Source organism: Streptacidiphilus sp. MAP12-33 (assembly GCF_041261265.1).
Lineage (GTDB): Bacteria > Actinomycetota > Actinomycetes > Streptomycetales > Streptomycetaceae > Streptacidiphilus.
Genome location: NZ_JBGCCA010000006.1, coordinates 211,117 through 222,071, shown reverse-complemented (window position 1 = coordinate 222,071; position 10,955 = coordinate 211,117). Strand labels below are relative to the sequence as shown.

Annotated in this window: 11 protein-coding genes; 3 read left to right on the top strand and 8 right to left on the bottom strand. The window is 73.5% G+C overall.

The genetic code is table 11. The annotated features are described in order from the left end of the window. Positions 1-104 precede the first annotated feature (104 nt). Positions 105-1,148 carry a PucR family transcriptional regulator gene (locus ABH931_RS09185; protein ID WP_370111692.1) on the bottom strand — a complete coding sequence of 348 codons (1,044 nt, stop codon included), beginning with the start codon at positions 1,146-1,148 and terminating at the stop codon, positions 105-107. Positions 1,149-1,234: 86 nt separating this feature from the next. Here ABH931_RS09185 and ABH931_RS09180 point away from each other — a divergent pair, with 86 nt between their 5' ends. Continuing rightward, positions 1,235-1,981: a LuxR C-terminal-related transcriptional regulator gene (locus tag ABH931_RS09180; RefSeq protein ID WP_370111668.1), complete on the top strand. Its 747-nt coding sequence runs from the start codon at positions 1,235-1,237 to the stop codon at positions 1,979-1,981. Positions 1,982-1,994: 13 nt separating this feature from the next. On the opposite strand, the gene ABH931_RS09175 is transcribed toward ABH931_RS09180, so the two are convergent. From ABH931_RS09175 to ABH931_RS09160, 4 genes are all read right to left on the bottom strand, one after another. Then, positions 1,995-2,672, bottom strand: a complete 678-nt coding sequence (locus ABH931_RS09175; protein WP_370111667.1) for a class F sortase — start codon at positions 2,670-2,672, stop codon at positions 1,995-1,997. 172 nt (positions 2,673-2,844) lie between these two features. Beyond that, complete coding sequence (locus ABH931_RS09170) at positions 2,845-3,273, bottom strand: hypothetical protein (RefSeq protein WP_370111666.1); 429 nt, start codon at positions 3,271-3,273, stop codon at positions 2,845-2,847. Positions 3,274-3,624: 351 nt separating this feature from the next. After that, the gene (locus ABH931_RS09165) at positions 3,625-5,067 is read right to left on the bottom strand and encodes an acyl-CoA synthetase (protein WP_370111665.1); all 1,443 of its coding nucleotides are present in this window, start codon (positions 5,065-5,067) and stop codon (positions 3,625-3,627) included. Positions 5,068-5,344: 277 nt separating this feature from the next. After that, entirely contained in the window at positions 5,345-6,661 is a 1,317-nt protein-coding gene (locus tag ABH931_RS09160) for a D-arabinono-1,4-lactone oxidase (protein ID WP_370111664.1), read from the bottom strand. 124 nt (positions 6,662-6,785) lie between these two features. On the opposite strand from ABH931_RS09160, the gene ABH931_RS09155 reads away from it, so the two are divergent. Both ABH931_RS09155 and ABH931_RS09150 read left to right on the top strand, forming a co-directional pair. Then, positions 6,786-8,024 (top strand): amino acid deaminase/aldolase, encoded by a 1,239-nt coding sequence (locus tag ABH931_RS09155; RefSeq protein ID WP_370111662.1) that lies wholly within the window; start codon positions 6,786-6,788, stop codon positions 8,022-8,024. A 100-nt stretch (positions 8,025-8,124) separates the two neighbouring features. Next, positions 8,125-8,721 carry a TetR/AcrR family transcriptional regulator gene (locus tag ABH931_RS09150; RefSeq protein ID WP_370111661.1) on the top strand — a complete coding sequence of 199 codons (597 nt, stop codon included), beginning with the start codon at positions 8,125-8,127 and terminating at the stop codon, positions 8,719-8,721. A gap of 7 nt (positions 8,722-8,728) precedes the next feature. Here ABH931_RS09150 and ABH931_RS09145 read toward each other — a convergent pair whose 3' ends face one another. From ABH931_RS09145 to ABH931_RS09135, 3 genes are all read right to left on the bottom strand, one after another. Continuing rightward, positions 8,729-9,211 carry a group II truncated hemoglobin gene (locus tag ABH931_RS09145; RefSeq protein ID WP_370111659.1) on the bottom strand — a complete coding sequence of 161 codons (483 nt, stop codon included), beginning with the start codon at positions 9,209-9,211 and terminating at the stop codon, positions 8,729-8,731. Between the two features lie 161 nt (positions 9,212-9,372). Next, positions 9,373-9,651, bottom strand: coding sequence for a hypothetical protein (locus tag ABH931_RS09140; protein ID WP_370111657.1), 279 nt, complete (start codon positions 9,649-9,651; stop codon positions 9,373-9,375). Positions 9,652-9,699: 48 nt separating this feature from the next. Next, positions 9,700-10,698 (bottom strand): DMT family transporter, encoded by a 999-nt coding sequence (locus ABH931_RS09135; RefSeq protein WP_370111656.1) that lies wholly within the window; start codon positions 10,696-10,698, stop codon positions 9,700-9,702. Positions 10,699-10,955 lie beyond the last annotated feature (257 nt).

Below are 10,955 nucleotides of genomic sequence, written 5' to 3'. Positions count from 1 at the left end.
AACGGCCTGAACGGCCTGAACGGCCTGAACGGCCTGAACGGCCTGAACGGCCTGAACGGCCTGAACGGCCTGAACGGCCTGAACGGCCTGAACGGCCTGAACGGTTACGCCTCCGAGGGCGCGTCCGGCCAGCCCAGCAGCCTTGCGCCGAACACGGCGGTCTCCAGGGTGTAGCGCTGCAGCGCGTCGTCCGGGTCGAGGCCGGTGAGCCGGACGATGTGGGCGATCCGGTAGGCCAGCGCCCGCACACTCAGGCCGAGGCGGCGCGCCGCCTCGGCCGTGACGTAGCGGGACTCGGCGTAGGCGGTCAGCGTCTCCAGCAGCGGCTGGGCACCGCCGCGCGCCTTGCTCAGCGGGCCCAGCACGCTGCGCACCAGCTGCTCCAGGGCCTCGCGGTCGCGCAGCAGCACCGGCAGCACCAGCAGGTCGGCGGCGTGCAGCAGCCGGTCCGGCAGGCCGAGCTGGTCGGCCTGCTCCAGGGCGGAGCGCGCCTCCTCGTAGGAGTGGACGACGCCGCCGGGCCCGCTGTGCGGGCGGCCGATGACGACCCGTCGCCCCTGGGTCAGCTCGGCGAAGGCCTTGACCGCCGCGTCCTCCCCGGGGCCGGACGGCACGATGCAGACCAGCCGTCCGTGTTTGACCGCGAGCAGCACCTCCTGCTCGCCGAAGCGGCCCAGCAGTTGCCGTTCCAGAGCCCGCACCAGCGGGTCGTCCAGGTCGTAGCCGTCACCCGCGGCCACCGCGACGACGTGCGCGCAGGCCAGGTTGATGCCGAACCGCTCGGCGTGCTCGGCCAGCCGGCCCAGGTCGCTGCGGCTGCTCAGCAGGTCCGCGACGAACTCGCGCCGTCCCGCCTCCTCGCGGCGCAGCCGCTCGCGGTAGGCGCGGCCGTGTCCGGCGGCGAGCGCCGCCACTCCGGCGCGCAGCGCGGACAACGAGGCCACGTCGAGGGTCCGGCCCTCCCAGACCTTGCCGGTGACGGCGAGCCGGTCATCGATCAGCTCGGCGAGCCCGCGGCCCTCCTCGGCGGCGCGGTCGCCGTGGTCGCGCAGTGCGTCCAGCTCCTCGCGCCGCAGGCGGCGGCCACTGCGGGCCACATCCTCCAGCAGGGCCGTCCACTCGGCGTCCTCCCCGGACGGCGCGGGCATACCCGACTCAGCTCTGGCGGTGGCCAACTCCCGCTTCCTCCCCCGTGTGCACAGCGACAGCGACGGGAAAGCGTACCCGGCGCACCGTGGACGCACGACATTCCGGGCGGGGCGGGTTGCTGTCGGCCGCCTACTGCCAGCCCGCCGAGGACGGGTGGTACGCCCACCTGCACACCAACCGGGCCCATCCGCACGTCGAGCACCTGGGCAGCGTGGACGCGGTCCGTGAGCGGCTCGCGGACCTGACCGCGCACGTGCGCGAGGAGTTGCTGGCACTGTGCCCGGGCGGCGCCCAGACGGAGGACAACCTCAACGCCAGCCGACCGCTGGACGAGGCCCTGCTCGACCGGGGCGTCCGGATGCGCACCCTCTATGTCGACAGCGTGCGCGCCCACGCGCCGAGCGTCGCGTACGCGAACTGGCTGAGCGGACGCGGCGGACAGACGCGGACGGTGGCGGCTCTCCCGCTGCGGATGATCATCACCGACCGCGAGTGCGCGCTCGTCCCGGCCAACCCCGAGCGCAGCGAGGAGGGCGCCGTGCTGCTGCGCGGTCCCGGCACGGTCGCCGGTCTGTGCGCGCTCTTCGACAACCTGTGGGCCACCGGGACCCCGCTCGGCGAGCAGGTGCCCGCTTCCGAGGAGGAGCTCGGCCGGCAGGAGCGCGAGGTGCTGCGGCTGCTCGCCCAGGGCCTGACCGACGAGGCGGTGGCCGTCCGCCTCGGAGTCTCCCTGCGCACGACCCGCCGCATCACGGCCAAGCTGATGGAGCACCTCAACGCCAAGAGCCGTTTCCAGGCGGGCATGCGCGCGAGCGAGCTCGGGCTGCTCTGACCCGGCGTCCGCGCTACTGGTGCGTCGAGGACGTCAGGTGGGCGAAGACGACGACGTTGCCGAGGTAGTGCTGGGTGGCCTTGTCGAACCCGGCGCCGCAGGTGATCAGGCGCAGTTCGGGGCGGGTGGCCTGGCCGTAGACCTGCTGGGTGGGGAAGTCCTGGGCGGAGAAGGCCTGGACGGCGTCGATGGTGAAGACGGCGGTGGTGCGGTCCGTGCGCACCACGTCGATGGTCCAGCCCTTCTTCAGGGCGCCCAGGTTGTAGAAGACGGCCGGTCCCTGCTCGTTGTCGACGTGGCCGGCGATGACGGCGGTGCCGGTCTCGCCGGGGGTGATGCCCGCCTGGTACCAGCCGGCCAGGTTGCGGTCGGCCTCCGGCGGCGCGGCCAGCTGGCCGCCCGGAAGCAGGGAGAGCCCGGTCAGCGGCGCGTCGACACCGATCACGGGGATCTTGACGCGGATCGGCACCGACGGCGGAAGGGGCGCCACCTGGGGGGAGGCGCTCGCGCTCGGCGTGGCGGCGGCCGAGCCCGGCGCGAGCCCCTGCGCGGCCGCCGGCTGCGGGGGTGGGGCGAAGTGCTGGCGCCCGTGGATGACCAGGGCTGCGCCCAGCAGGGCGATGACCGCGAGGAGCGCGATCAGGACGGCGGGGTGGTGGCGGCTGGGCGGCGGGCTGTCGACGGTGCTCACGCGGGTCTCCGGACGGGCGAACGGCGGGAATGCGGGATCGTGTGGTGCGGGGTGGGCTGGTGCGTGGTCGGCTGGTGTGGGCCGGTGGCCCGGGGGGCCAAAGGGCCCGGCCCCGGGTGCGGGCGCGGCCGGAGCCGCGACGCGCACACGGGGCCGTCAGGGAAGGCGGGGCTCAGGCGCGGCCGGCCGCCCGGCGGCGCTTGACCAGCACGCCGCCGCCGACACCCGCGAGGGCGATCAGCGCGGAGCCGCCCGCGAGCTCGGCCGTGTTCGAGCCGTTGCTGGTGGAGCCGACACCGGTCTTCATCGGGCCGACCGGGCTGACCGGGCAGTCACGCGCGGCGTCCGAGGCGAGCAGGTTGGCACGGTTGCGAAGCTTCTCCAGGTTCTCCCGCTCGGCCTTGCCGGGGTGACCGCCGTGCTTGATCTGCTTCTTGTAGTCCGCCAGTGCCTTCTCGAACGCGTCCTCGGCCTTGTTCGCCTTCCAGACGGCGCGCTTGCAACCGTCGTGGTCCCAGCCCGTCGCGGCGTGGGCCGGGGTGGCGAACAGCAGGCCGGCCGCGACGATCGCCGAGCCGGCAAGGGTGGAGATGGTGCGCATGGTGGACCTTTCGTTGAGGGGGAGGGCGGAGGGTCCGCCGACGTCCCTGTCTGAAATTCATAAGAAATGCCTTTACGTCCCGATGCATGTCGAAAGATCCGCCTGACGGGGCGTCGCCTCACGGCGTGTCAGGCATGGATTCCGCAGGTCAGCAGTGGTATGGAGGAGGTCGCGAAACGGGTTCGTGATCCGCTCCATCGGAGTAAGCCCGGACGGTCCCCGTGGGGGTGCGTCGTCCCTCGGACGGCCCTGTCCGACCCCCGGTCCATGAGAAAACCGCCGGCGCCGCACCCTGTTCGGGTGCGGCGCCGGCGGCTCGCGTGATGCGGCGTCAGGTGGACGCGGGTGGACTCAGGCGGCGCCCAGCGAGCGCTTCATCACCTTGCCCATGTCGTTGCGCGGCAGCGCCGCGAGGTGACGGACCTCGCGCGGGCGCTTGTGCGGCGCGAGGCGGGCGGCGACGTGGTCGGCCAGCGTGTCGAGAGTCGGCGGCGCTCCCGGGTCCGCGGGGACGATCCAGGCGACGATCCGCTCGCCCAGATCCGGGTCGGGCTCGCCGGTGACCGCCGCCTCGGCGACGGCGGGGTGCTCCTGCAGCACGTTCTCGATCTCGCCCGCGCCGATCTTGTAGCCGCCGCTCTTGATCAGGTCCGTGGACTTTCGGCCGACGATCCGCACTGCGCCGTCCGGGTCCAGCACGGCCATGTCGCCGGTGCGGAACCAGCCCTCCGCGGCGAAGGCCTCGGCCGTCGCCTCCGGACGGCCCAGGTAGCCGGCGAACAGGTTCGCCCCCCGCACCTGGATCTCGCCGACGCTCTCGCCGTCGCGGTGGTCGAAGGGCAGGCCGGCTTCGTCGACGAGCCGCAGCTCCACGCCGGCGAGCGGGGTGCCCACGGTGCCGGGCCGGTGCGCGGCGTCCGGGCGGACGGCCGTGCTCATCAGCGTCTCCGTCATGCCGTAGCGCTCGATCACCTGCCGCCCGGTGGCCGCCTCGATCGCCCGGTGGTCCCGGGGGGCCAGCGCGGCCGAGCCGGAGACCAGCAGCCGCGCCCCGGCCAGCGCCTTCGCCAGTGCCGGGTCGTCGCCGACGTCCTGGGCCAGCCGGTGGTACATCGTCGGCACGCCGAACAGCATCGTCGCCCCGCCCGCCAGCTCGTCCCGCACGCCGGCGGTCGAGAACCGCCCGAGGTGCCGCAGGGCGCCGCCGCGCCGCACCGGCCCCAGCACGCCGAGGACCAGCCCGTGCACGTGAAACAGCGGCAGCGCGTGCACGAGCACGTCGTCCTCCGTCCACGCCCACGCCTGCGCGAGCGCGTCCAGCGTCGCCCGCACGGCGCGGCGCGGGATCACCGCGCCCTTCGGCGGGCCGGTGGTCCCGGAGGTGTAGATGATCAGAGCGGTGGCCTCGTCGTCCGGCTCACTCGGCCAATCCCGCTCCGGGCCGTCGCCGCTGACGTCGGGTCGGACGACCGGCAGGCCCGCGAGCTCGACCTCCTCCGCGGCGAGCACGAGCTCCGGCGCGCTGTCGCCCAGCACGTGGGCGAGCTCCCGCTCGCCGCTCCTCGGGTTCAGCGGCACGAGTTCCGCGCCCGCGGCGAGGGCCGCGAGCGCGCCCACCGCGGTCTCCAGCGTCGGAGTCGCCCACAGGGCGACCCGCCGCGCGTCGCCGATCCGGGCGGCGGTGGCCAGCACCGCGCGGCGCAGCCGCGCGTAGTCGAGCTCCCGCTCCCCGAACCGGACCGCGGGCGCGGTCCCACCACGGGCAAGCGCAGGAAAGAGCGGGTCGCTACTCACGTGCAATCCTCCTGAGGGCGGGCGGAATTGCACTATCCCAGCTGGTCGCTGCCGCAGGAAGCCGCACTCTCCGGGGGCGCGGGGCTCTGCTCGACGAACTGAGTGCGCGACAATCCCCAGCCTCCGGCCGGGGGACCCCCTCCCGCGGACCTTGGGATCCCGAGCGGACACGGCCATCCGCCTGGAGTGGGTTGCTCGCGCCCACTCAGGGGCACCTCCGGGGTACCTCCCGGCCGAAGGCTGGGGGAGAAGCCGATATCGGCAGTTCCTCGCGCCCCTAACGCGCCTGCGGCGCCCTGCCCAGGACGCGGTCCAGGTACGGGTTGGCGAACAGGCCCGTCGGGTCGAGCTTGTCGCGCATCGCGACGAAGGAGTCGAAGTGCTCGTAGCGCGGGCGCAGCGCCGCCGCGTCGAGGTCGTGCATCTTGCCCCAGTGCGGGCGGCCGCCGTAGCTGCCGAGGATGTCCTGGCAGGCCTGGAAGTACTTCTGATACGGCATCCGGTGGTACTGGTGGAAGGCGATGTAGCAGTTCTCCCGCCCCTGCGCGGTCGAGAGCCAGATGTCGTCCGCGGCCACGAACCGGACCTCCAGCGGGAACGAGACACGCTCGTCGTTGCGGTCGACCCACTGCCGGATCTCCCGCAGCGCGTCCACCGCGTGCTCGCGGGGGATCGCGAACTCGCCCTCCAGGAACCGCACCGGCCGCGACGAGGCGAAGATCCGGTACGACAGGTCGGTCCACTCGCGTGCCGACATCGCCTTCGCGGCGAAGCGCGCGATCGGGCGGATCGTGGACGGGAACCGCGTGCCGATCCGGCACAGCGCCTCGAAGCCGGGGCCGTTCAGGGCCTCGTCCAGGCGTGCGCTGAACGCCCCGACGGGCGTGAGCGGGACGGTCGCCGGGAGCCGGGTGAACCGGCGCGTCAGCGCGACCTCGCTGTGCGGGAACCAGAAGAACTCGAAGTGGTCGTGCTCGTCCGCGAGCTCCTGCGCGTGCTCGAGGACCTCGGCGACCGGCCGCTGGGTGTCCTGCGCGTGCAGCGCGAAGAGCGGGACGCACTGCAGGGTCACCTTGGTGATCACGCCGAGCGCACCGAGGCCGACCCGCGCGGCGGCGAAGAGCTCGGGGTGGTCGGCGGGGCTGCACTCGATCACCGAGCCGTCGGCGAGGACGAGTTCGAGCGCGCGCACCTGTGTCGCGATGCCGCCGAAGCGGGTGCTGGAACCGTGCGTGCCGGTGGAGATCGCGCCGGAGATGGTCTGCCGGTCGATGTCGCCGAGGATCTGCATGGCCAGGCCGTGCTCGGCCAGCAGCGGGTTCAGCTGCCACAGCGGCATGCCCGCGCCGACGGTGACCAGCCCGGTCTCGTTGTCCACCGAGATCAGCTGGTTCATCCGGTCCAGCTGCAACTGCACGCCGGGCGCGACGGCGGTGGGGCTGAACGAGTGCCCGGCGCCGACCGCCTTGACCCCGTGCCCGTCCCGGACGGCGGCGGCGACCTCGGCCGCCACCTCGCCCGCGTCGGCCGGCCGCGCCACCCGCACCGGGTGCGCCTGCTCGTTCCCTGCCCAGTTGCGCCACGCGTTCGTCATGGCACCGAAGACTGAACTTGTTCACTTGTCCAAGTCAAGAGTCCAAGAGTCTTGACTTGGACAAGTGAACAAGTAACGCTGCGGTTCGAGCGCCGGCTCCAGCCGTCCAGCGAGAGGCCTGTCGATGACCACCGAGAGCACCGTGAAGACCCCTGCTCCCGCCTCGTTCGCCCAGCTCCAGGCGGCGACCGCCGAACTGCGCCCGCCGTTCGCCGTCGTCGACCTCGGCGCGCTGCGTGCCAACGCGGAGAAGATGGCCGCCCGCGCGGGCGGCAAGCCGATCCGGCTGGCCAGCAAGTCGCTGCGCTGCCGCGCCCTGATCGAGGACGTGCTGCGCACCCCCGGCTACCACGGGATCATGGCGTTCACCCTGCCCGAGGCGCTCTGGCTGGCCCGCACCACGGACGAGTCCCTCGGCGACATCCTCGTCGCCTACCCCTGCGCCGACGCCGCCACCCTGCGCGAGCTCGCCGCGGACGAGAGCGCCGCCGCGCGGATCGCCGTCATGGCCGACTCCGTCGAGCACCTCGACCTGATCGCGGCCGTCGCCGCGTCCGTCCCCGGCGGCGGCCCCCGGCTGCGCGTCTGTCTCGACCTCGACGCCTCGCTGCGCCTGCTCGGCGGCCGCGTCCACCTCGGCATGCGCCGCTCCCCGATGCACGACCCGGAGGCCGCCGGCGCGCTGGCCCGCGCCGTCGTCGCCCGACCGCGCCTGAAGCTGGTCGGCGTCATGTCCTACGAGGGTCAGATCGCCGGGCTCGCCGACAACCAGCCCGGCTCGCCGCTGATGCGCGCGGGAGTCCGGCTGGTGCAGCGCATGTCCCGGCAGGAGCTGCGCATCCGCCGCGCGGCCGCGGTCCGCGCGGTCCAGGAGGTCGCGCCGCTGGAGTTCGTCAACGGCGGCGGCACCGGCAGCCTGGAGTCGACCTCGTCCGAGTCCGCCGTCACCGAGCTGGGAGCGGGTTCCGGCCTGTACGCGCCGCGTCTGTTCGACCACTACCGGGCCTTCAGCCCGCTGCCCGCCGCCTACTTCGCGCTGACGGTGGTCCGACGTCCGGCGCCGCACCACGTCACCGTCCTCGGCGGCGGCTGGGTCGCCTCGGGTCCGGCCGGTGCCGACCGGCTGCCGACGCCGGTCTGGCCGCAGGGCCTGAAGCTGGTCGGCACCGAGGGCGCGGGCGAGGTGCAGACGCCGCTGGTCGGGGCGGCGGCGGACGAGCTGCGCCTGGGCGACCGGGTCTGGTTCCGCCACGCCAAGGCCGGTGAGCTGTGCGAGCGCGTGGACCGGCTGCACCTGGTCGAGGGCGACCGGATCGTCGGCGAGGCGCCGACCTACCGGGGCGAGGGCTACGCCTTCCTGTAGGGCGAGGGCCACGCCTTCCCGTAGGCGGCACGGCTTGCCGGCAGCGCCGGGGTAGCGTGCCCCGAACGCCTCCCACATCCACCAGCACCTGGAGTTCCGCATGGTCCGCCGATCCGCCGACGAGCGCCGCGAGGAGCTGATCGAGGCGGCGCTGAAGGTCATGATCCGCGACGGCGTCGCCAAGGCGACCACCCGGGCGATCGTCGCGGAGGCCGGGCTGCCGCTCGGGGCGTTCCACTACTGCTTCCGCTCCAAGGAGGAGCTGCTGCACAGCGTCGTCGAGCGCATCATGCAGGGCGCGATCGCGCCTGCCGTCGCGGCGGCCGTCGAGGGCGCGCCGGTCGCGGACGTCGTCCACGACGCGCTGCGGGCCTACTGGGCCAGGATCCGGGCGACGCCGGAGGAGCACCTGCTCACCTACGAGCTCACCCAGTACGCGCTGCGCCAGCCGGGCCTGGCCGAGGTGGCCCGGCACCAGTACGCCCGCTACCTCGCCGTCAACGGCGAGTCCCTGGCCACGATGGCCCGGCTGGGCGGCTTCGCCTGGACGGTCCCGCTGCCCACCCTCGCCCGCTACGGCCTCGCCGTCCTCGACGGCCTGACGCTCCAGTGGCTCATCGACCGCGACGACGCCGCCGCGGCGACCGCGCTGGACGAGTACGCCGCCTACCTGCTCTCCGTCGCCGAGCCGACGTAGGCGACGCTCAGGACGACGGGATCCAGGGCGGGGTCTGGTTCCAGGACCAGCGCGGCACCTCGGCCGCGTCGATCGGTGGCGGGTTCTCGCCGGAGTAGATCAGCGCCATCCGGCTGCCCCACTCGATGTAGTAGACGAACACCGCCCGGAACTCCGGGTCCGTCGGCAGGCCGATCTCGTCCGCGGAGTCCAGCAGCAGGGCGACCCAGCGGCGCCGCTGCTCCTCGGTGATCCCGCGCCCCAGGTGCTGCCGGGCCATGTGCGGGTGTCCGCCGCGCTCCTCGGTGTAGCGACGCGGGTCCTGCGACCCGCCGAAGACCTCCGCCAGCCAGAGGGCGACGTGCTGCGGATGTTCGGCGTCCATCCCGGCGAAGACCGGCGCCAGCAGCGGGTCCTTGCGGACGTGGCCGTAGAAGGTGGTGGTGAGCCGCTCCAGCGCCTCCGGGCCGCCGGCCCATTCGAGGATGGACGGGCTGTGCTTCTCGCTCACGAGGGTGCTCCTCCGCGCGTGGTCGCTGCCGTTGTAATCATGATTACGTCGTTGCAGACTCCCGCGCAAGCCCTTCCGGTGCAGGGGACGCAGCAGCCCCGCGGCGGTGCCGCGGGGCTGCGTGGTGTTGCGTGGTGTCGCGTGGTGTCATGTGCCGTCCGTCAGTTCATCGACGGGCCCGCGCCGCGCCAGGCGTCCATGCCGGCCTGCGAGGCCACGCGGGCCTGTGCGAAGGTGCGCTGGGCCATCTCCGTCGGCGGGGTCTCCCAGCTCTGGACCCAGCGGCGTCCCGCCACGGCCAGGGAGAGGCCGACCATCGCGGCTCCGGTGGCGACCACCATCGCGCCCACACCGGTCATCGCGGCGCCCATCGCGAGCAGCCGGACGTTGGGGCGGAAGCTCGCGTTGTTGCTGTTGTTCGTCATCTGCATCGCGCTCATGGCAACACGATGCGCGCCCGCGCGCGGTCCCGCACGTCGGGGCGTCCGTCAGCGGGACGCGGCCTGCCCGACCTCGCGCGCGGGCGCGCTCTCGGCGGCGATCAGGGTGGCGCTCTCGGCCGGCCGGCTCGTCTGCGCGACGAACGCCCCCACCAGCACCAGCGCGCCACCGACCAGCTGCGGCGCGGCGAGGTGCTCGCCGAGCAGGAACCACGACAGCACGGTCGCCCAGATCGCCTCCAGGAAGGCGACGACGGAGGCGACCGGCGCCGAGAGCCGGCTGACGGAGGCGACACCGGTCAGGTAGGCCAGGACGGTCGACACCAGCACCATCCACAGCGCGAGCACGAACGCGGGCACGTGCCGCGAGCCCATCGTGGCCTCGCCGCCCAGCACGTGCCAGGGCAGTGACCACGGCTGCGCCAGCGGCGTCACCACGAGCGCGCCGATCAGCAGGCCGAAGCCGCTGAGGGCGACCGGATCGATCCGCTGGGCGGGGTCCGCAGAGGCGGCGGAGCGACCCGCCTTCTCGGAGATCACGAAGTAGCCGACCTGGGAGACGGCGGCGCCCAGCCCGAACAGGACCCCCACAGGGTCGAGCCCGCCGAGGCCGGTCCACACCTCGACGACGAGCGCGAGCCCCAGGGTCGCCGTCAGCGCGCCGAGGGCCGCCGAGCGGGTGATCGGCCGGCGCTGGACGAAGCGCAGGTAGCCGAGGAGCAGGGTCGGCCCGAGGTACTCCAGCAGCATCGCGATCGCGACGGGCACCCGGGAGATCGCGAAGAAGTACGACACCTGGACCAGGGCCACCCCGAGCAGTCCGAAGCCGACCAGCAGCCAGGGCTGCGTCCGCAGCAGGCGCCGGTGCCGCACCGTCACCGGCAGCAGCACGGCTGCGGCGCCGGCCATCCGCACCCACACCACCTGCTGCGGGCTCAGCCCCGCCTCGATCAGCGGTTTCGCGGCGACCCCCGAACCACCGAAGGCGAACGCGCTGACGAGCGCGAGGGTCAGCCCGAGGCTGGAGCGGGGGGTACGGGTGTGCATGCCCGCATTGTGACAGCGGGCGCGGGGTTATGACAGTGGCGTCTCATGCACACGGTGCTGACGGGGGACGTTGCACTATCCGGGGGCGCGAGGCTCTGCTGATTTGCGGCTCCTCCCCCAGCCTTCGGCCGGGAGGTGCCCCCTGCGTGGGCGCGACAAGCCACCGATGAGCAGATGGTCCTCACTGAGCAGGGCCATCCGCACAGGGTGGTTGCTCGCGCAGTTCCTCGCGCCCCTGGAGAGTGCAACCGGCTGTC